The sequence below is a fragment of the Pseudomonas sp. GM84 genome (assembly GCF_000282535.1).
GTDB lineage: Bacteria > Pseudomonadota > Gammaproteobacteria > Pseudomonadales > Pseudomonadaceae > Aquipseudomonas.
Genome location: NZ_AKJC01000104.1, coordinates 1 through 19,200 on the forward strand (window position 1 = coordinate 1; position 19,200 = coordinate 19,200).

Consider the following 19,200-nt stretch of genomic DNA (forward strand, 5'->3'; position numbering starts at 1 on the left):
AGGCCGGGACAGGCATGACGAGGTAGCCTGTTCGGGCCCCATCGCCGGCAAGCCGGCTCCCACAGGTAGAAGAACAATGCAATCCTTGTGGGAGCCGGCTTGCCGGCGATGAGGCCAGAACAGCCGGCAGCGTCCTCAAGCCTGCGCCAGCACCCGGCGCCGCCGCACCACCAGACTGTCCACCACCCACATCACCACCATCGACACCCCCACCAGCGGGAACATCACCCCGAGCACCAGCATCACCCCCACCGCTGTCTTCCAGCGCGGCAGGTCATGGCGCAGCGGCGGCACGCCCAGGCCACCTTCCGGCCGGCGCTTCCACCACATCACCAGCCCGCTCACCGAGCCCAGCAGGATCATCAGGCACACCAGCAGGATGATGATCTGGTTCAGCGCGCCGAACATCTTGCCTTCGTGCAGCATTACACCCAGCTCGGTCGCCTGGGCAACCGGGCTGTAGTCTTGCCAGCGCACGTCGGTCAGCACCTTGCCGGTGTACTGGTCGACATGCAGGGTGGCGTCGTTGCGTGGGTCGTCGGCGAACACGGCGATGGTGAACACGCCGTCGGCAGTGGTTGGCAGGGTGATGCTGTAACCCGCCTCGACCAGGCGCTCGGTGGCCACGTCCTCCACCTGCTGCAGGGTCACCTGTGGCGCTGCCGGCATGTCCGACATCGTGTGATGCCCGGCATGTTCGGCATGCGCGCCGGATTGCGGCATGGGCGTGTTTTCCAGCGCCCAGGGCACGGTCTGGCGGTGGGCCTTGTTCAGCTCACCGGCCTGCTGATCGGACTTGGGCACGTCATTCCACATGGCCGCCGGGAAGCGGTTCCACAAGTCGGCGTACTGCTTGCCCCACAGCCCGGTCCAGGTCATGCCGCTGATCAGCATCAGCAACAGCAGGGCCGAGCCCCAGAAACCGGTGACGGCATGCAGGTCGCGCCAGAACACTCGACCTTTCGCCCCGATGCGCGGCCATAGCACGCCAGCGCCGTTGCGCCCCCGCGGCCACCACAGGTAGAGGCCGGACACCACCAGCACGATGCCCCAGCCGGCAGCCAGCTCCACCAGGCGGTCGCCGACCGTGCCGACCATCACCTCGCCGTGCAAGGCGCGGGCGATGGCCTGCAGGTTCTGCTTGGCGTCCTGCTCGCCGAGGATCTTGCCGCTGTAAGGGTCGACGAACACATTCAGCTCGCGCCCACCGTCATGCACCACGAACTGCGCGCTGCGCTCGGCATCGATCGGCGGCAGGTACTGGCCCACGTGGCCCTTCGGATACGCCTGGCGCACTTCGGCCAGCATCAGGTCCGCGCCCTGTCGATGATGCCCGGCTTCGACCACCATCAGGTCGCGATACAGCAGCGGGTCGAGCTGCGGCTTGAACAGATAGATGATCCCGGTGATCGCCAGCAGGATCATGAAAGGGGCCACGAACAGCCCGGCATAGAAATGCCAGCGCCAGGCCAGGTTGTAGAAGGAAACGCGTGTTCCGCTCATGGGAACCTCCTGTTTGACCAGCTGAGGGGCGCGACCGTGACCGTGCCCATTGTTGTTGTCAGAAGCTCAAATCGACCTTGGTCCAGAAGGTCCTGCCTGGCTCGTTCACCGGCTGTGGATCAGTGGCCGGGTAGCCGAACCCGGCATTCCCGGCCAGGTTCAGGTGCTCGGCGTAGGTCTTGTCGAACAGGTTGTCGACCCCTGCGCTGAGCTTGAGGTTGTGGTTCACCTTGTAGGTGCCGTTGAGCGAGAACACACCGAAGCCGGCGCTCTTGTCGTAGTCCTTGCCGACCACGTTGCCCTGGTTCTCGGCGATGCGGTTTTGCGCCGCGACCAGCCGCCACAGTGCCCCGGCACTCCAGGTGTCGCGGCTGTAGGTCAGGCCCAGGCGGCTTTCCAGGGGTGGCATCTGGGGTAGCGCTTTGCCATCACTGCTGTTCTTGCCCCAAGCGTAGGCGAGCGTCGCATCGGTCTTCCAGTTTTCCGTCAGCTTGTAGGCGGCACCCAGTTCGCCGCCCATGATGCGGGCATCGATGTTCTGCGCCTGGGAGGTGCTCATGCCCATCATGCCGGTGTGGTAGTCGAACAGGATGTAGTCGCGGATCTGCCCGACGTAACCCGAGGCCCAGGCTTCCAGGCGCTCGTCGCGGTACTGGATGCCGAAGTCGAGCTGGGTGGTCTTCTCGGGCTTGATGCTGTCGAAGGCGTTGGTCGAGCCGGCTGGCCCCTGGTCCGGGGAGAACAGCTCCCAGTAGTCGGGGAAGCGCTGGGCATGGCCGAGGCCGATGTAGGTGGTGGCTGGCAGCGCCGCCAGGTCGTGCTCGTAGCGCACGAAACCACTGGGCAGGGTGTCGGCACGGGTGTCGCCGTTGGTAGCGCTGTCATCACGGAAATCCCTGGCCGAGGCGCGATCCAGGCGAGCGCCGGTGATCAGGCGGTCCTGGCCGGTGGCATACCAGGTGAGTTCGCCGAACGCACCGTAGTTGTGGAAGTCGGCGTCCTTTTCCCAGGGCTCGTTCTTGTAGGCGTCGACGCCCATGGCGCTGCGTGCACGGTGCTCGTTGGTCTGCGCGTCGATGCCGCTGATCAGTTGCACGTCGGCCCAGCGCCAGGTGGCTTTGATGCGTGCGCCCAGCGTGCGGCGGTCCACGGCGGAGGCCATTGGCCCGGCCATCATGCCCATGCCTGACGGGGTACGCAGGGTGTAGTTGTCCATGACGTGGTCGGCGTAGTTGTAGTAGACCTGCGCCTCGATCTTGTCGAGCACCTCGCCCAGGTTGGACTTCTCGAAGCGCAGGCCCAGGCTTTCGCGCTTGAACTGAGCACCGTCCATGCCGCGCCCGGCGTAGCGTGCTTCGCCGTCACCCTTGCCGGCAGTGAGCTCCAGCAGGGTGTCCTGGTCGGGAGTCCAGCCCAGGGCCACATCGCCGTTCCATTTGTCCCAGCGCGAGGGCACGGTGTCGCCGCTGCCATCCTGGTAATCGTCCGAGTGCGACTGGTTGCCGACGAAGCGGGCATAGCCCTGGCTGTTGCCGGCGGCGGCATCGACCAATTTGTCGAAGCGGCCATTGGAGCCCGCCAGCAGGCTGGCGTTGACCCGGCTGCCGAGGGGGCCGAACTTTTCCGGTTCACGTTCGAAGAGGACGGTCCCGGCCGAGCCGCCGGGGCCCCAGATCACGCTTTGCGGGCCTTTGATCACGGTGAGGCGGTCGTACGTCTCCGGCGAAATGTAGGACGTCGGCGCATCCATGCGGTTGGGGCAGGCACCGAGCATCACGCCGCCGTTGGTGAGGATGTTCAGGCGCGAACCGAACATGCCGCGCAGCACCGGGTCGCCGTTGGTGCCGCCGGCGCGAATCGCCGAGAAGCCGGGGATGGTCTTGAGGTAGTCGGCGCCATCGCTGGCCGGCACGGGCTGGCGCGGGTCTTTCGGGTTGGTGACCACGGTCAGCGGCGAGCTGGGTGCAATGGCGGTGATCACCGTCGGGCTCAGCTCGGCCAGGTCGTGCTCATGGCCTTCGTGGCCAGGGTCGGCGGCCAGGGCCATGGGCGCGAGCAGCGAGCCGCACAGGGCGGCGAGTGTGCCTTTGAATGCATAGGCAAAAGCAGGGGTACAGCCGGACATAAGATTTCCGTCGATCAGTCATGAGTGAGCGCGAAGCCTCCTGGCTCCGTGCAGCAATGGTGGTTTCAGACGCTGATCGAAGGCGGCGGCGCGCGGCTGCGCGCACCGGGGAACACGGCCTGCCGGGCATGGCCCTGGTGAGTGGGCGCGGGATTGAGGGTGGCGGGGGTGACGCTGGCCGCGCTGAGCGGGCTGAGGGTTTGCGGTAAGGCGGGGCAGTTGAACAACAGGCTGCAGTAACCGCACTTTTCCCACATCACATGCAGCTGGCCATCGTCGCCATGGCCTGAGTGGGCATCGCCGCCATGCTGATGGCTGGCAGGCATCGCCATGTCCATCGGCATGCTCATGCCGGCGTGGTGGTCCATCGGCATCGACTGGGAAACCAGCGGGCCGATGAAGATCATCCACATGGCGAACAGGCTCAGCCAGCCGCCACCGACGCGCCTGCGATCAGGGCGGGTGGTACGGCTGAGGCGGTTGCGCGGCAGGCTCATGGTGCGAGCGCCTGTCAGCTAGCGGTCAGTGCGCGTGTTCGTGGCCTTGGGGCTGGTCCGCCGGCGGCTGCTTCTGCACGGCGACATCGACCGTGATGTCGCCGGCCTTCTCGAAGTGCAGGGTCAGCGGGAAACGCTTGCCGTCGCTGAGCAGGCTGCGGTCCTTGGGCTGCATGAGCATCACGTGGTAGGCGCTGGGGGCGAAGATCACCTCCTTGCCGGCCGGTACCACCACGCTGGGCACCTGCTGCATCTTCATGGTGCCGCTGGCGGTCATGCTGTGTTCGTGCAGTTGTGCGTCAGCGGTGATCGGGCTGTCGACGCTGAGCAGGCGATCATCGACCTTGCCGTTGTTGTGCACGATGAAATACGCAGCGACGTTGGGCGCATTGGGTGGCAGTTGCAGCGACCAGGGGTGCGCGATGTGCAGGTCGCCCACGGTGTATTCATGGGCATTGGCAAAGGCGCCGGGCAGCAGCAAGGCGGCCACTACGAGAGCTTGCTTGAGCATTGGGTGAGTCTCCATTCTGTTCGGGTTCAGGCAGGCAGCGTGATGAACTCAGACCAGGGGAGAGGCACGGGGGTTGAGCGCGGGCCATAACTGGCGCGGCGTCGCTTGGTAGTGGGGGGGCGCTGGTGCATGGCCGGCCAACAGCGTGGGTGGGTTGTGCAGCTGTGGCGGGTAGCCTGGCAGGGCCAGCAGCGGCGCGGCGCCGGAGCAGCACCAGCAGTGCTGCATGTTGGAATGGTCGTCGCTTTGCGTGCCGAGGTCGATCTTGGCCAAGGCTTGTACGTCGACCTTGGCCTTGCCGGCCAGGCTGGAACAGAAAGCCCCCCACAGCAGCTGTTCGGCCGGGCCCTTGGGCGCGGCAGTGGACAGCGGCATGGCCAGCAGGTTGAACAGCACTGCGAAGCAGGCTATCCAGGCGATGTGCCGACGTGGGGGCATGGAGAGATCCGGTCAGGAATCGTGGCGGGTATTGTAAGGCGGAGTATAGGTAAAAATGCGGGGTGCGGTGAAGTGACGCAGGTGGGTGGTGATATCTGGGGCTGCTGCGCAGCCATTCGCGGGACAAGCCCGCTCCCACAGGGACCGCGCTTCTCTGAAAATTGGCGCATCACTTGTGGGAGCGGGCTTGTCCCGCGAATGGGCCGCAAAGCGGCCCCGGCAATCTCAAGCCTTGCTACGCCCCATCAACCCGAAGCACAAGGCATTGGCGACGATCACCGCGTTGTCGCGGGTGATGATTTCCTGCTCCATTCCTCGCCCTGGGGCACGATACGCACTCCCTTGAACACGGTGATCAGGACGAACAGGGCGAGGACAGCTACGACGATGAGGCTGGTCATGATGCTTGCTTCCTTTTAATGGCGGAGTCAGGCCCGAATGACCCGGGCGGTATTGCCTTCGATGGCGACGAGCCGCACACGCTCGCCGGAGGAGATGTCGCTGGCGGCGACGCAGACCCACTCCTCGTTGCCGAGGATCTGTTTCTGGAAACGCACACGGCCCTTCTCGAATGGCGAAACGCTGTTGACCAGCAGCCCGACCTCACCGATCACGCTGTCGGCGGTCCAGCGCACGTCCGGCTGCTTGCGCTTGAGCAGCTTGAACCAGAGCAACGTGGTGCCCGAGGAGAACAGAGCCCACAGCAGTACCTGCATGTCCAGGTGCAGGCTGGGGGCGGCCAGTGCGATAAGTGAGACCAGTACGGCACCGATGCCGAACCAGATGATGAAGAACGTGGGCAGGACCAATTCGAGCAGGATCAGGACGATGCCGAACACCAGCCAGATCCACCATTGCATTTCCATATGGGTGACGCCTACCAGAGGAGGGGGCTCGAGTTTAGGTAGGAGGAAAAGCAAGTCTATTCAGACAGATTGGAGTTAGTTGTAGGAATTGCCTGGCTTTCTGGGTGGGACGGTGGGAGTGGAGAAGTGCCAGGCGGATGTTCGTTGGCGTTTTCGAGATCGAGCGCGCTAGAAACCTCACGCCATGCCGAGAGCCGCCACCATTTCTTCTGGAGACAGATACTCACGATCTACGCCAGGAAGAACCGGGCGCTTCAAGATCAGCACTGGAACGCCCAGCGCTCTCGCCACCTCGAGCTTCGGCTCGGTCGCCACGCTGCCGCTGTTCTTGCTGACCAGCACATCGATCTGCCTGCGAGCGAACAATGCCTGCTCATCTGCGAGCTGAAATGGCCCACGCGCCCCGATCACCTCGCAACGGTCATTCCCAGGGCAGGCCTCCAACGCCCGCAACGTCCAGAACTGTCCCGGCGGAATCTCGTCAAGGTGTTGCAGCGGTTCGCGCCCCAAGGTGAACAGTGGCCGCTGAAACGGCTTGAGCGCGTCGATCAGCCCCGCCCAGTCTTCCACCTCGCGCCAGTCGTCACCAGGCTGGGCCTGCCAGGCCGGGCGGCGCAAGGCCCAGCACGGGATACCGACGGCTCGGGCGGCGGTGGCGGCATTGCGGCTGATCTGCGCGGCGTAGGGGTGGGTGGCGTCGATCAGCAGCGTGATGCCTGCTTCACGCAGGTAGCGGGCCAGGCCTTCGGCCCCGCCATAGCCACCGACCCGCACCTGGCAGGCCAGGTCCTGCGGCACGCGGCCGATGCCGGCCAGGCTGTAGACATGCTCGGGCCCAAGCTGGCGGGCGATGGCCAAGGCCTCGGTGACGCCACCGAGCAGCAGGATGCGCCGGCTCATTGCACACCGGCCTTGCCGACGATGCCGCCCTGGCGGTCGATGGCGAACACTTCCACCTGCACCTGCGCCGGCACCACGCTGCGAGCGAAGGCCAGCGCATGGGCGCAGACCGCATCGCCCAGGGCGACACCGGCCGCGTGGGCCATGGCCAGGGCCTGCTGGCTGGTGTTGGCGGCAATGATCGCCGCCTGCAGCTCGGCATCGGCGCCCACGTCAGCCGCCCAGCCGGCCAGTTGCGGCAGGTCGATGCTCGAATGGCGGCTGTGCAGGTCCATGTGCCCGGCGGCCAGCTTGCTGATCTTGCCGAAGCCGCCGCACAGGGTCAGGCGCGGCACCGGCACCTTGCGCACGTGCTTGAGCACCGCGCCGACGAAGTCGCCCATCTCGATCAGGGCGATTTCCGGCAGCCCGTAGACCCGCTGCATGGTGTCTTCGCTGGCATTGCCGGTGCAGGCGGCAATATGGGTGTAGCCATTGGTGTGGGCCACGTCGATGCCTTGGTGGATCGAGGCGATGTAGGCCGAGCACGAGAAGGGCCGCACGATACCGCTGGTGCCCAGAATCGACAGGCCGCCGAGAATGCCCAGGCGCGGGTTCATGGTCTTCAGCGCGAGTTGCTCGCCATCTTGCACATTCACCGTGACCTCGAAGCCGCCCGGGTAGGCGCAGTCATCGGCCAGTTGCTGCAGGTGTTCGCTGATCATGCGCCGGGGCACCGGGTTGATCGCGGGTTCACCCACGGCGAGCACCAGGCCAGGCCGGGTGACCGTGCCGACCCCAAGGCCTGCGACGAACCGCACACCGGGTTCAGCCACCAGGCGCACCTGGCTGTAGAGCAGTGCGCCATGGGTGACATCCGGGTCGTCGCCGGCATCCTTGAGCGTGCCTGCTTCGGCGCGCTCGTCGTCGCGGCGGCAGAATTCCAGGCGCATCTGCACCACCTTGCCCTTGGGCAGGGTGATGCTCACGGCGTCATTGACCTGGCCAGTGAGCAGCAGGCGCGCTGCGGCCAGGCTGGTGGCGGTGGCGCAACTGCCGGTGGTCAGGCCGCTGCGCAGCGGGGCTGGTTGTTCGCGGGTTTCTTCACGCATCGAGCGGCTTCACCACGTCGAGCAAGGTGATCGGCAGGGCCTGGCGCCAGGTATCGAAGGCGCCCAGGGGCTGGGCCTGGGCAACATGGATGCGGGTCAGTTCGCCGCCATGCTGCTCACGGAAATGCGCCAGTGCCAGTTCGCTTTGCAGGGTCACCGCATTGGCCACCAGGCGACCGCCGGGGCGCAAGCGTTCCCAGCACAGCGGCAGCACCCCTTCGCGGGTGACGCCGCCGCCGATGAAGATCGCATCCGGGCGCTCCAGCTCGGCCAGGGCCTCAGGCGCCTTGCCGCGAACCAGCTGCAAACCGGGAACGCCCAGGGCGTCGCGGTTGTGTTCGATGAAACCCTGGCGGCCTTCGTCGGCTTCGATCGCCAGGGCACGGCACGCAGGGTGGGCGCGCATCCATTCGATGCCGATCGAGCCGCAACCGGCGCCGACGTCCCACAGCAGCTCACCCGGTTGAGGGGCCAGGCGGGCGAGGGTAATGGCGCGCACGTCGCGCTTGGTCAGCTGGCCGTCGTGACGGAAGGCGCTGTCCGACAGGCCGGGCACGCGTGCCAGGCGTGGCGCATCTGGCGTGGCCTGGCACTCGATGGCGACCAGGTTGAGCGCGGCCACTGGCGGGCAAGGCCAATCGTCGGCACTGCCCGACAGCTGGCGCTCGTCCGGGCCTCCCAGGTGTTCGAGTACATGCAGGCGGCTTGGCCCGAAGCCGCGTTCGCGTAGCTGCGCGGCGATAGCGGCGGGGCTGTCACCATCATTGCTCAGCACCAGCAGGCGCATGCCGCTGTGCAGGTGGGCGTTGAGCGCTGCCAGTGGCCGCGCCACCACCGACACCACCTGCACCTCCTGCAGCGGCCAGCCCAGGCGGGCAGCGGCCAGGGCGCAGGAGGAGGGCATCGACAGCACGTGCATTTCAGTGGCTGGCACGTGCCGCGCCAAACTGGCACCGACGCCGTAGAACATCGGGTCGCCACTGGCCAGTACGCACACGGGTTCACCGCGCAGCGCCAGCACCGGGGCCAGGGAGAACGGGCTGGGCCAGTCTTGCCGTGCGCCGCTGATGCAGCGCGGCAGCAAGGCCAGCTGGCGCGGGCTGCCGATGATCCGCGAGGCGCCCAGCAAGGCGCGTCGGGCCTGCTTGCCCAAGCCACTGAAACCGTCTTCGCCAATGCCTATTACTGTCAGCCAGGGTGCCATCTGATCCAATCCGCCCATCATGCTCGACCACCGGCTTTTCATGCCGCCGGACAAAGCAGGCATAATACCGCGCCTTCTACACTCAAGCGCATTTTCAGCGATTGCCGGACACCCCTTTGAAGCAGGCCCATGCCCCCACCGTTTCGCCCCGTCCCTCGGCCTGTCCGGGGTTGTGGCGCATCGTCAGTGCCCGTGACGGCGGCATCTGCAGGATCAAGCTGCCCGGTGGCCTGCTGCTGGCCGACCAGGCCGATGCCGTGGCAGACGCCGCCGAGCGCTATGCCTCGGGCGTGATCGAAGCGACCAACCGCGCCAACCTGCAGGTACGCGGTATCGGCAATGATCATGCAGGGTTGATAGACACCTTGCTGGCGGCCGGCCTCGGCCCGCGTGACGCTGCCAGCGACGATGTGCGCAACCTGATGCTCAGCCCCTTGGCTGGGCACGATCCGGCCATGCGGCTGGATGTGCGGCCACTGGCCGAGCAGATTCTCGACCTGCTGCAAGGCACGCCACGCTTTCACCAACTGTCGGCCAAGTTCGCCGTGCAAGTGGACGGCGGCGAAGGGCTGGCAATGCTCGAACACCCCCACGACCTGTGGCTTTGCGCGCTTCACCTGGAGCAGCGCAGCTGGCTGGCGTTCGGCCTGGCCGGTTGCCCGGCCGACGGCCAGGTGCTGGGCGCGGTGCCGCTGGAGCAGGGGCCGGCGCTGGTGCGTGCGGTGCTCGGGCGCTTCCTCGACCTGGCCAGCCCGGAGCAGTCACGCATGCGCCAGCTGCTGGCAAGCTGCGCAGTTGAAACCTTCGTCGCGGGGCTTGAAGTGCCGCTGCGTCGCGATGCGGCCGTGCTGCAGTGGCGCCGCGAAACAGCCGGCAGCCCGTGGCTCGGCGTCGTGCCTCAGCAGCACGGCACAGCCCTGGGCGTTGCACCGCCGCTCGGCAGGCTTACGCCCGACATGTTGCGCGGCGCCGCGCACATCACCCGGCAGTGGGGTGACGGTAGCCTGCGCTTGACCCCCTGGCAGAGCCTGATGCTGACCAACATCGACCCCGCCGGCATCGAGCAGGCCCAGCGAGCGCTGTCGGCCCTGGGGCTGCTCTGCCACAGTCATGAGCCGCTCGCCCGCATTGTCGCCTGCACCGGCGCCAGCGGCTGCGCCAAGGCGCATGGCGAGACCAAGGCCGATGCGGTAACGCTTTCAGCCCTGTTGCGTACCGGTGCCCCGGCCAGTGTGCACCTGTCCGGCTGCTCCCGATCCTGTGCCGTGGCCCATGTCGCCCCGGCCACCCTGCTGGCCCGCTCGCCGGGCCGCTACGACCTCTATCTGCGTGACGCGCGCCAACCGGGGTTCGGTGCCCTGCGCGCCACCGACCTCACCTTGAACGAAGCAGGCGCCATGCTCGCCCTGCCGACGGAGCACCTTGATGATTGACTACATCCGCGATGGTCAGGAGATCTATCGCAATTCCTTCCGGATCATCCGCGAGGAAGCCCGACTCGAGCGGATCCCCGCAGACCTGGAGAAGCTAGCCGTGCGCGTCATCCATGCCTGCGGCATGGTCGAGGCCATCGACGGCCTGCAGTTCTCCGAAGGGGCCGGCCGTGCCGGGCGTGAAGCCCTGGCCAACGGTGCGCCGATCCTCTGCGACGCGCACATGGTCGCCGAAGGCATCACCCGTGCGCGCCTGCCGGCGAACAACAAGGTGATCTGCACCCTGCGCGACCCCAGCGTCCCGGACCTGGCCAAGGACGCCGGCAACACCCGCTCCGCCGTGGCCCTGGAATTGTGGCGGCCGCACCTGGAAGGCAGCGTGGTGGTGATCGGCAACGCGCCGACCGCCCTGTTCTACCTGCTGGAAATGATTGATGCGGGCGCACCGAAACCGGCGCTGATCCTCGGCTTCCCGGTCGGTTTCGTCGGCGCGGCGGAGTCCAAGGCCATGCTCGCCGCCGACAGCCGTGGTGTGCCGTTCGTGATCATGCAAGGCCGCCTGGGCGGCAGCGCGATGGCCGCAGCGGCGGTCAACGCCCTGGCCACGGAGGTGGAATGATGGCGCCGCGCGGACGTCTGCTGGGCCTGGGCGTGGGCCCCGGCGACCCTGAACTGATCACCGTCAAAGCCTTGCGCTTGCTGCGCGAGGCACCGGTGGTCGCCTATTTCGTGGCCAAGGGCAAGCGTGGCAATGCCTTCGGCATCATCGAGGCGCATCTGCAGGCCGAGCAAACGCTGCTGCCGCTGGTGTACCCGGTGACCACCGAGGCGTTGCCGGCACCCTTGTCCTACGAGCAGGTCATCAGCGATTTCTACGATGAAGCCAGCGTTCAAGTGGCCGAACACCTGGATGCCGGCCGCGACGTGGCGGTGATCTGCGAGGGTGACCCGTTCTTCTACGGCTCCTACATGTACCTGCATGACCGGCTGGCACAGCGCTTTGATGCCGACGTGGTCCCGGGCGTGTGCTCGATGCTGGGCGGCGCCTCGGTGCTGGGCGCGCCGCTGGTCTATCGCAACCAGAGCCTGTCGGTGCTGTCAGGCGTATTGCCTGCTGAAGAACTCAAGCGACGACTCGCCGACGCCGACGCGGCGGTAATCATGAAGCTGGGTCGCAACTTCCCCAAAGTGCGTCAGGTGCTCGGTGAGCTGGGCCTGGATGGGCGTGCGCTGTATGTGGAGCGCGCGACCATGGCCAACCAGAAGATCGTCCCGCTGGACCAGGTCGATCCGCAGTCTTCGCCTTACTTCTCGCTGATCATCGTGCCGGGTGAAAAATGGCAGGGATGAACATGCACGAAGCCCCGGCGATCATCATCCTCGGGCCTGGCAGCCTGACCACGGCGCAACGTATCCAGCAGTGCTATCCAGCGTCCACGATCCATGGCTTGAATGGCCGGGTCGAAGGTGCCGACGCCTATTACCAGGCGTTTGGCGACACCCTGCGCGCCCTGTATCAGCAGGGCAGGCCGATCATTGCGTTGTGCGCGGCAGGCATCGTCATCCGCAGCCTGGCCAGCCTGCTTGGCGAAAAGGGCGAGGAGCCGGCGGTGCTGGCGGTTGCCGAGGACGGCAGCGCCGTGGTGCCTTTGCTCGGCGGCCTCAGTGGCGTCAACGTGATGGCCCGCGAGATCGGCGAGGCACTGGGCGTGGCGGCGGCGATCACCACCAGTGGTGAGCTGCGCTTCGGCACCTGCCTGCTGAACCCGCCCGAGGGGTACGCGCTGGCGGACCTCGACCAGGGCAAGCGGTTTGTCTCCGACCTGCTGGCGGGTGAGGCGGTACGGATAGAAGGTGATGCCCCTTGGTTGCAGCAAGCTCAGTTGCCGGCCAGTGACAGTGCGCAGCGCACGATCCATGTCGGCTGTGATGCACGCCCGAGCCACCGTGACGAGTTGCTGATTCACCGCCGCTCGCTGGTGGTGGCGGTTGCCGATGCAGGGCCCGAACTGCTGGCACAAGTGCGTAGTGCCTTGCGCGATGCAGGCCTGGCCGAGCAGGCGCTGGCCTGCCTGCTGGCGGATGAAGCCTTGATGGCGGAGCCATCGCTGCATGAGGCAGCCGCGGCACTTGGCGTCGGTCTGCGCTTTGCGCCAGTGCCTTGCGGCCTGGCCAGCATGCTGGCCGAAAGCCTGCCTGAGGCGACACTGGTCGAGCAGGCGGGGATCGTCATTGCCGTGGCACCGTCGCCTGTCGACGTGACGCAGGTCGGTCGCCGCCGCGGTCGCCTGGCGGTGATCGGGCTTGGCCCCGGTGCCGCCGACCTGATGGTGCCGGCGGTCAAGGCCGAGCTGGCACGCGCTGAGGATGTGCTGGGCTATGAGACGTACGTGCGCATGGCTGGCCCGTTCCGCGATGATCAAGTGCTGCATTGCACTGACAACCGTGAAGAAATGCAACGCGCCCGACATGCGTTCGAGTTGGCTGCCCAAGGCCGCTCGGTAGTGGTCGTGTCATCCGGCGACCCAGGCGTGTTCGCCATGGCCGCCGCGGTGCTCGAAGCGCTGCACGGGTCCGACGACCCTGCCTGGCACCGTGTCGATCTGGAGATCCTGCCCGGGGTTTCGGCTTCGCTGGCGACCGCTGCCCAGGCGGGTGCACCGCTGGGGCATGATTTCTGCGTGATGTCGCTGTCGGACAACCTGAAGCCCTGGTCGGTCATCGAGCATCGTCTGGACCTGGCGGCTCAGGCCGATCTTGTCCTGGCGTTCTATAACCCGATTTCCCGCTCTCGACCTTGGCAGCTGGGGCGCGCCATCGAGATTGTGCGACAGCATCGCGGTGGCAGCACGCCTGTAGTACTGGGCCGAGATATCGGTAGGCCTGGGCAGACGCTCAAGGTCGTGTCTTTGGCCGAGCTGGTACCGGAAATGGTCGACATGCGCACCATGGTCTTGCTGGGGTCTTCCACGACCTGCCAATTCCCTAGAGCCGATGGCACGCAGTGGGTGTACACGCCGCGCTGGTACCCGACTGCCGGGTGAGGCGCTGAGGGAAACGGCTCATGCCTGCTCCTCGGTCGTTTGCAGCATAGGGTGAGGGCCCCTCGACGATACCCGTCGGGGCCTTCAAGGTACTCTGCAAATGACCGATGAAAACACTGTCAGTGGCGATAGCATCGCCGTCGTCGAACAATCCCTCCTGGCGCTCAGCGCAGGTATCTCCGCGCAAAACCGCCGCGATGCCAAGACGACTTTCCAGTTCGCTTCTCGGGTGGCGTCCAAGCTGCACGACCGTGATGGCGAGTCCGAGGCCTGGTTCAACAAGTTCCTGGAAGTGATGCGCACCTGCGGCTGGGTGGTGGGCAAGCGCTCCTACGAGCGTGACTATGACCAAAGCCGATCGCTGACCCTCGGACCTATTGCCTTCAAGGTCGCCAGCGCCGCGGGCCAGGCATTGCTCGGTGGCCCGGTTGGCCAGGCCATAACCAAGCTGATCGGCGATGGCCTGGAAGCGCTGGGCGGTATCACCGAAGCTCAGGAGATCTACAAGCAGAACGTCAAAGGGCATCCTGTGTCGACCACGGGCCTGGCGGCCTGCATCGAAACCCCCGAGGGTGAGATGTTCATGCTGGTGAACGCGTTCAGTGCTTCACCGAGCGAAAACGACTTGAACACCGTGGTGTTCGAGTGGAAGAGCGCGAGCAAGGACCGTTATTGCGGTTCGGTCGTGCTCAGCTTCAACGAAGCGGTGTACACCGACGCGGTGCGTGCCTCGATCGAGCAGAAGCTTGTCGACAAGGCTGTCCAGGCAGCCACCGAATTCGAGATCTGACATGGAACGGGGCTTCAGGGCCCTGTTCTTCCTTTTCTGTACTTGAAATTCGAGGTACTCCGATGAGTGAGGAAACCTATTCCTTGTGGCTCGTTGGCGGCACGGGCTTGTTGGTCGCGGATACGGCACTGCAAGACCAGCAGTATGCGCTGGACTCGGTGCTGTTCGCCCAGTTGCATTCAGACAAACTCAATGGTTCACGTTTTGCCAACTACGCTCGCTGGTACAGCGGTTACCGCACGGCCCTGGAACAGCGGGGTTGGATATTCACCCGTAGTCGAAGTGATCACCAGCGCTTGCAGGAAGGCGCTCCCCCAACACTGGCCCACATTCTCAAGAGCCATTTGCAGGCTCGTCATCCCAGCCTCTCAGGTTACCTGCAGGCGGCTATTACCAGGCTTTCGCAGGAGGAGGTTCAGCAACAGCTGAGGGCCTTCACCATGGCCCAACCCGAAAAAGCCAACGGCGTTGTCTGTGAACTGGGCGTTCTGCTTCCCGGCCCTTCGATGGACCTGTGCGGGCTGGCTTTGGGCAGTGAACTGTCCGACGGCATAGACCTGCGCGAGAGCGGCGCGACATTGGGCGAATACGTGGCCCAATCCATCCGCGAGCATTTGCACGAGATGCTCGAGCGCAAGCAGCAGGCAGGGAATATCAGGAACCTGGGCACGCTGAAGTGGGAGGATGGCAATGGAGCAACATGAAGCCGCAGTCGTGGGTGCCAGCCTTGTTTCCTTCATCCCCGGAACCAGTCAGAAGCAGCGTGAGGCGGTCAAGCTTGCCTCCTTGTGGGCTGAGACCGTGACCCTGAAAGACGTGGCGCAGGCAACTGCCGAAGAACAGTATCGCTACTACCTGAGGAAGCTGATGTATCTGGGGTGGGACGCGAAGACGGCGGAACAGGTTCACTGGCCCGATCCACAGCGCGTGGTGCTTGTCGACCAGGTGCTGAGCAAGATCGATGCTGTCGCTGGAAGCGTCCACGCCCGCCACATGTCACTGACGTTCGAGGCACTGAAAAAGAACGGCAAGCCATTGCTGCATTTTGAATCGCGGAGCAAGGAGCGGGCGCAGTTCCAGCTCTTGTCCTGTGCTGCCGTGAGCAGCAACTACGTTGACATCGTCCTGTATCACGAAGCTGGCGACAGCTCTGCCTTCACGGCGGGCTTTCTGTTTCGCGAGCGCCAGGACATGCGCGTTACCGCCGAGCTTGTTCGTTTCAATACACGGTTGTTCGACCAGGAGCGCCGCAGCGGGGTCGAGCGTGCGCTGGTAAACATCGCGCTCAAGGAAATCCATGCAATGGAGGTCTAGGACACGAGGTAGCCCTTGATCCCGGTAAAGATGATCTGCGCCGCCAAGGCGCAGACGAACAGCCCCATCAGGCGGCTGACGATCTGCAGGCCCTGATCGCCAAGAATCCGCTCTATGCCATGCGAGAGGTACAGGACCAGGCCTACGGTGAAACTGGCCAGGGCGATACTGACGATGGCCAGCAGCTTGTCGTCCCAATGCGGTTGCCCAACCCCCATCACCAGCAGTGCACCGATGGTGCCGGGGCCGACCGTCAGCGGGATGGTCAGCGGCACGATGGTCACATCCTGCTGCACGTTGTCGGCCTGCACGGCCGGCTTGCCCTGGGCCATGCCCAGGGCCGAAATGAACAGCACGCTGCCGGCGCCGATGCGAAAGGCGTCGGCGGTGATGCCGAAGATGCCGAAGATCGCTCGCCCGAACAGATACAGCAGGACACTGGCGACCAGCGCCGCGAAGGCCACCTTCCAGGCCAGTTGCTTGCGCTCCTTGCTGGAGTGGCCACGGGTCAGGCTGATGAAGCACGACAGCACGAAGAACGGGCTGTAGAGCACGAGCATCTTGAGGTAGACACTGAACAACTCATGGAGCATGAGCGAGATTCCTGGCTGGGCCGTCGGGGAGGGGACTTACCCGTGAACCGGTGGATCCAGCCACTATAGTTCAGGAGGTGTGCAGCGGATCGTCAGCCTTTGCTTCGCGCTGTTTTGCCCAGTACTGAATCAGCTCGCGCAGCTGCGACAGCTCCACTGGTTTGGCCATGTGCCCGTCCATGCCGGCCAGCCGTGCGCGTTCCTTGTGTTCGGCCAGGATATGCGCAGTCAGCGCCACCACCGGGGTGCGCTGGCGCTGGTTGGCGGCTTCCCAGTCGCGCAACTGCTGGGTGGCCGAGAACCCGTCGAGTATCGGCATTTCGCAGTCCATCAGCACCAGGTCGTAGCGCCGCGCCTTCATGGCCTGCAAGGCCTCTTCACCATTGCTGGCGGTGTCCGGTTCGAGGTTCAGCTTGCCCAGCATGCCCCGGATCACCTTGGTCGAGATGCTGTTGTCTTCGGCGACCAGAACGCGGAAATCACCTGGCAGCTCCGTTGCGCATGGCGTGTTGGGCAGGCTTGCCGGCACGGCCTGCTCGCGACCGCGCTGGGCCAGTTCTTCGGCCAGGGTGGTTTTCAGGGTGTAGCCGGCTACCGGCTTGGCGAGGATGCGTTTGACCCCGGCGTTACGGGCGATGACCTTGCTCGGGGCATTGCTGATGCCGGTGAGCATCACCACCAGGATGTCGTGGTTGAGGCTCGGGTCTTCCTTGATCTTGGCGGCCAGTTGCATACCGGTCATGCCTGGCATGTTCTGGTCGAGCAATACGGCATCGAAGTAGTCGCGCAGGTGCGCCTTGGTCCGCAACAGCGCGAGGGCTTCCTTGCCAGAAGGTACTGCGCTGACATTCATGCCCCAGGCGCTGCACTGTTGCACCAGCACCTTGCGGCAGGTGTCGTTGTCATCGACCACCAGCACCCGCGCATCGCGCAACGGGCCGTCGAGGTCGGCCGGGGGTTGCTCCAGGCGCGAAGGGTCCAGCGGCAGGGTCAGCCACAGGGTGTTGCCCATGCTGGTGCTGCTCTTGATGCCGAACTCGCCCTGCATCAGGCCGATCAGCTGTTTGGCGATCACCAGGCCGAGGTGGCCGCCGAGTTTGTTGCTGGAGAGGAAGTGGTGGCTGTGCAGCTCGGCCTGCAGCAGTGCTTCGCGCTCGGCGGCAGGCAGCGGTTCGCCACTGTCCTGCACGGCGATCCGCAGGCGCGGCACCTCGCCGCGTTGATCCAGCGCAACCACCAGCAGGATCTCGCCGTGGTCGGTGTTCTTCAGCGCATTTTCCAGCAAGCTCGACAAGGCCTGGCGCAGGCGCGTCGGGTCGCCGCTGATGACGCGCGGCACCTGTGGCTGGGTGAAGCTGATCAGCTCGATGTTCTGCTGCTCGGCCTTGGCCCGGAAGATGTTCAGGCAGTCTTCGATCAGGGCGTTGAGGTCGAACTGCACGTCGTCCAGCTCGATCTGGCGCGACTCGAGCTTGGAGATGTCGAGAATCTCGTTGATCAACGTCAGCAGTTCGTTGCCGGCGCTGTGGATGGTTTGCACATAGTCGCGCTGCTTGACCGACAGCGGCGTGCCAAGCAGCAGCTCGGTCATGCCCAGCACCCCGTTCATGGGGGTGCGGATCTCGTGGCTGATCTTGGCCAGGAACTCGGCCTTGGCGTTGATTTCGGCATCGCTGGCGGCCAGCGCGCGGCTGGCGCTGAAACGTTCTTCGCTCATGCGCCGCAGGCGCTCGCTGACGGCCAGGTTGAGCAGCAGACCGCACGTCACGGTCAGCCCCATGAGGATGCACAGCAGCCATGGCGTCGAGGTACGAGTCAGGCCGAGCAGGGCCGGTAGCAGCACCAGGCCGCCCAGGTTGAACACCAGCATGGCGATGGAGAACAGCCGTGCCGGGGCATAGCCTTTGTACCAGTGATAGCTGCTGACCAGCAGCATGGTCATGCTGCCCAAGGCCAGCAGGGCGTAGGTCATCAGGTTGAGCGGCAGGGTGTCGACGAACAGCAGGATCAGCCCGCTGACCGCAGTGATCAGCATCTCGCCATGCAGCAGGCGGTTGAGCCGGGGCGAGTTGCAGGGCGAGAAGAAGTGCTGGGTGAAATACAGGCCCGACAGGCCAGCCAGGACCAGGGTCAGGTAGGCGGCCGGGGTTTGCGCGCTGTGCCACAGGTGCCACCAGGGGCCGCTGAGGTTGAGCAGGATCAGGCCGCTGAGCAGCATCAGGCCGTGGTACAGGGCGAGAATCAGGGTGGTGCTGGATCGGCTGTAGAGGAAGCGGATCAGGTTGTGCAGGATCAGCATCAGCAAGCCGCCGAAGAGCATACCGAACAGCAGCGCCTCGCTGTGGTCGGAAGCGGCTACGGCCGCGGGCTCCAGGGTGATGGCCGGGCGCAACTGGTGCTCGGAGACCAGGCGCAGGTAGATATCCAGGGTGTGCGTGCTGTTGGGCAGGGGCAGTATGTGGTCGCTGCCGCGCAGGGTCGGGCTGGCGTTGCCGGCCTGGCGGCCATGGCGCAGCTGGCGTAGCAGCTTGTCACCGTCGAGGGCGTACAGGTCCAGGTGGGAAAGGTCGGGGGCGAAAATCCGCAGCAGTTGCTCTTGATCGCCCGGCTCCAGGCGGTAATGCAGCCACAGGGCCTGTTCCGCAGGGGCGGCATCGAGCTCGCCGAGGGTGATCGGGCTGAACTGGCTGCGATAGCGATCGGAGCGAACGTCGCTCAATTGCAGACTGGCCTGTTCGTCGAGCAAAACGGACCAGCCTCCGCCTTGCTCGGCAGAAGCCGGGAGTAGGCAGAGCAGGGTCAGCAAGCTGACGATCAGGGCTGTGGCAATCCGAAGCCGACGCACTACGAGATCCCTTCCTAGCTGATGTGCCGGGTACTAACTATGCGCG

The 19,200-nt window shown here is 65.3% G+C and carries 18 protein-coding genes and 1 pseudogene; 7 read left to right on the forward strand and 12 right to left on the reverse strand.

Translation table 11 applies throughout. From position 1 onward, the window contains the following. Positions 1 to 135: 135 nt before the first annotated feature. The 10 genes and pseudogenes from PMI38_RS09130 to PMI38_RS09170 form a co-directional block, all read right to left on the reverse strand. Entirely contained in the window at positions 136 to 1,503 is a 1,368-nt protein-coding gene (locus PMI38_RS09130; RefSeq protein ID WP_008093029.1) for a PepSY-associated TM helix domain-containing protein, read from the reverse strand. 58 nt (positions 1,504 to 1,561) lie between these two features. Next, on the reverse strand, positions 1,562 to 3,628 hold the full coding sequence (locus PMI38_RS09135; RefSeq protein ID WP_008093030.1) for a TonB-dependent copper receptor: 2,067 nt from the start codon (positions 3,626 to 3,628) through the stop codon (positions 1,562 to 1,564). A gap of 65 nt (positions 3,629 to 3,693) precedes the next feature. Next, positions 3,694 to 4,125: a DUF2946 domain-containing protein gene (locus tag PMI38_RS09140; RefSeq protein ID WP_008093031.1), complete on the reverse strand. Its 432-nt coding sequence runs from the start codon at positions 4,123 to 4,125 to the stop codon at positions 3,694 to 3,696. Between the two features lie 25 nt (positions 4,126 to 4,150). Continuing rightward, a complete protein-coding gene (locus PMI38_RS09145) occupies positions 4,151 to 4,636 on the reverse strand; it encodes a copper chaperone PCu(A)C (RefSeq protein ID WP_008093033.1) in 486 nt (161 codons plus the stop codon). A gap of 48 nt (positions 4,637 to 4,684) precedes the next feature. Then, the gene (locus PMI38_RS09150; RefSeq protein WP_008093035.1) at positions 4,685 to 5,074 is read right to left on the reverse strand and encodes a DUF2946 domain-containing protein; all 390 of its coding nucleotides are present in this window, start codon (positions 5,072 to 5,074) and stop codon (positions 4,685 to 4,687) included. Positions 5,075 to 5,326: 252 nt separating this feature from the next. After that, a pseudogene (locus PMI38_RS27720) lies at positions 5,327 to 5,475 on the reverse strand (SPFH domain-containing protein); the annotation flags it as partial. 27 nt (positions 5,476 to 5,502) lie between these two features. Further along, a complete protein-coding gene (locus tag PMI38_RS09155; protein ID WP_008093039.1) occupies positions 5,503 to 5,940 on the reverse strand; it encodes an NfeD family protein in 438 nt (145 codons plus the stop codon). Positions 5,941 to 6,117: 177 nt separating this feature from the next. Further along, on the reverse strand, positions 6,118 to 6,840 hold the full coding sequence (locus tag PMI38_RS09160; protein WP_008093040.1) for a cobalt-precorrin-6A reductase: 723 nt from the start codon (positions 6,838 to 6,840) through the stop codon (positions 6,118 to 6,120). Further along, complete coding sequence (locus tag PMI38_RS09165) at positions 6,837 to 7,931, reverse strand: cobalt-precorrin-5B (C(1))-methyltransferase (protein WP_008093042.1); 1,095 nt, start codon at positions 7,929 to 7,931, stop codon at positions 6,837 to 6,839. The genes PMI38_RS09160 and PMI38_RS09165 overlap by 4 nt, the downstream gene beginning before the upstream one ends. Continuing rightward, positions 7,924 to 9,135: a bifunctional cobalt-precorrin-7 (C(5))-methyltransferase/cobalt-precorrin-6B (C(15))-methyltransferase gene (locus tag PMI38_RS09170; protein ID WP_043273310.1), complete on the reverse strand. Its 1,212-nt coding sequence runs from the start codon at positions 9,133 to 9,135 to the stop codon at positions 7,924 to 7,926. The genes PMI38_RS09165 and PMI38_RS09170 overlap by 8 nt, the downstream gene beginning before the upstream one ends. Before the next feature lie 101 nt (positions 9,136 to 9,236). On the opposite strand from PMI38_RS09170, the gene cobG reads away from it, so the two are divergent. The 7 genes from cobG (at position 9,237) to PMI38_RS09205 (ending at position 15,716) form a co-directional block, all read left to right on the forward strand. Next, entirely contained in the window at positions 9,237 to 10,568 is a 1,332-nt protein-coding gene (gene cobG / locus PMI38_RS09175; protein WP_043273303.1) for a precorrin-3B synthase, read from the forward strand. After that, on the forward strand, positions 10,561 to 11,187 hold the full coding sequence (locus PMI38_RS09180; RefSeq protein WP_008093055.1) for a precorrin-8X methylmutase: 627 nt from the start codon (positions 10,561 to 10,563) through the stop codon (positions 11,185 to 11,187). Before cobG ends, PMI38_RS09180 begins: the two co-directional genes overlap by 8 nt. Then, positions 11,184 to 11,918, forward strand: a complete 735-nt coding sequence (locus PMI38_RS09185) for a precorrin-2 C(20)-methyltransferase (RefSeq protein WP_008093058.1) — start codon at positions 11,184 to 11,186, stop codon at positions 11,916 to 11,918. The genes PMI38_RS09180 and PMI38_RS09185 overlap by 4 nt, the downstream gene beginning before the upstream one ends. 2 nt (positions 11,919 to 11,920) lie before the next feature. Further along, positions 11,921 to 13,612, forward strand: a complete 1,692-nt coding sequence (cobJ, locus tag PMI38_RS09190; RefSeq protein ID WP_008093060.1) for a precorrin-3B C(17)-methyltransferase — start codon at positions 11,921 to 11,923, stop codon at positions 13,610 to 13,612. 100 nt (positions 13,613 to 13,712) lie between these two features. Then, positions 13,713 to 14,402, forward strand: coding sequence for a hypothetical protein (locus PMI38_RS09195; protein WP_008093062.1), 690 nt, complete (start codon positions 13,713 to 13,715; stop codon positions 14,400 to 14,402). A 62-nt stretch (positions 14,403 to 14,464) separates the two neighbouring features. Then, on the forward strand, positions 14,465 to 15,106 hold the full coding sequence (locus PMI38_RS09200) for a hypothetical protein (RefSeq protein WP_008093064.1): 642 nt from the start codon (positions 14,465 to 14,467) through the stop codon (positions 15,104 to 15,106). After that, a complete protein-coding gene (locus tag PMI38_RS09205; protein WP_008093065.1) occupies positions 15,093 to 15,716 on the forward strand; it encodes a hypothetical protein in 624 nt (207 codons plus the stop codon). Before PMI38_RS09200 ends, PMI38_RS09205 begins: the two co-directional genes overlap by 14 nt. On the opposite strand, the gene PMI38_RS09210 is transcribed toward PMI38_RS09205, so the two are convergent. Together PMI38_RS09210 and PMI38_RS09215 are read right to left on the reverse strand one after the other, a co-directional pair. Further along, positions 15,713 to 16,309 (reverse strand): MarC family protein, encoded by a 597-nt coding sequence (locus tag PMI38_RS09210; RefSeq protein ID WP_008093068.1) that lies wholly within the window; start codon positions 16,307 to 16,309, stop codon positions 15,713 to 15,715. The genes PMI38_RS09205 and PMI38_RS09210 overlap by 4 nt on opposite strands. A 70-nt stretch (positions 16,310 to 16,379) precedes the next feature. Beyond that, positions 16,380 to 19,154 (reverse strand): hybrid sensor histidine kinase/response regulator, encoded by a 2,775-nt coding sequence (locus PMI38_RS09215; protein WP_043273306.1) that lies wholly within the window; start codon positions 19,152 to 19,154, stop codon positions 16,380 to 16,382. Between the last annotated feature and the right edge of the window lie 46 nt (positions 19,155 to 19,200).

Coding starts and splice junctions, on each gene's coding strand:
- PMI38_RS09130 (WP_008093029.1), bottom strand. CDS start 1,503: ATGAGCGGAACACGCGTTTCCTTCTACAACCTGGCCTGGCGCTGGCAT.
- PMI38_RS09135 (WP_008093030.1), bottom strand. CDS start 3,628: ATGTCCGGCTGTACCCCTGCTTTTGCCTATGCATTCAAAGGCACACTC.
- PMI38_RS09140 (WP_008093031.1), bottom strand. CDS start 4,125: ATGAGCCTGCCGCGCAACCGCCTCAGCCGTACCACCCGCCCTGATCGC.
- PMI38_RS09145 (WP_008093033.1), bottom strand. CDS start 4,636: ATGCTCAAGCAAGCTCTCGTAGTGGCCGCCTTGCTGCTGCCCGGCGCC.
- PMI38_RS09150 (WP_008093035.1), bottom strand. CDS start 5,074: ATGCCCCCACGTCGGCACATCGCCTGGATAGCCTGCTTCGCAGTGCTG.
- PMI38_RS09155 (WP_008093039.1), bottom strand. CDS start 5,940: ATGGAAATGCAATGGTGGATCTGGCTGGTGTTCGGCATCGTCCTGATC.
- PMI38_RS09160 (WP_008093040.1), bottom strand. CDS start 6,840: ATGAGCCGGCGCATCCTGCTGCTCGGTGGCGTCACCGAGGCCTTGGCC.
- PMI38_RS09165 (WP_008093042.1), bottom strand. CDS start 7,931: ATGCGTGAAGAAACCCGCGAACAACCAGCCCCGCTGCGCAGCGGCCTG.
- PMI38_RS09170 (WP_043273310.1), bottom strand. CDS start 9,135: ATGGCACCCTGGCTGACAGTAATAGGCATTGGCGAAGACGGTTTCAGT.
- PMI38_RS09180 (WP_008093055.1), top strand. CDS start 10,561: ATGATTGACTACATCCGCGATGGTCAGGAGATCTATCGCAATTCCTTC.
- PMI38_RS09185 (WP_008093058.1), top strand. CDS start 11,184: ATGATGGCGCCGCGCGGACGTCTGCTGGGCCTGGGCGTGGGCCCCGGC.
- cobJ (WP_008093060.1), top strand. CDS start 11,921: ATGCACGAAGCCCCGGCGATCATCATCCTCGGGCCTGGCAGCCTGACC.
- PMI38_RS09195 (WP_008093062.1), top strand. CDS start 13,713: ATGACCGATGAAAACACTGTCAGTGGCGATAGCATCGCCGTCGTCGAA.
- PMI38_RS09200 (WP_008093064.1), top strand. CDS start 14,465: ATGAGTGAGGAAACCTATTCCTTGTGGCTCGTTGGCGGCACGGGCTTG.
- PMI38_RS09205 (WP_008093065.1), top strand. CDS start 15,093: ATGGAGCAACATGAAGCCGCAGTCGTGGGTGCCAGCCTTGTTTCCTTC.
- PMI38_RS09210 (WP_008093068.1), bottom strand. CDS start 16,309: ATGCTCCATGAGTTGTTCAGTGTCTACCTCAAGATGCTCGTGCTCTAC.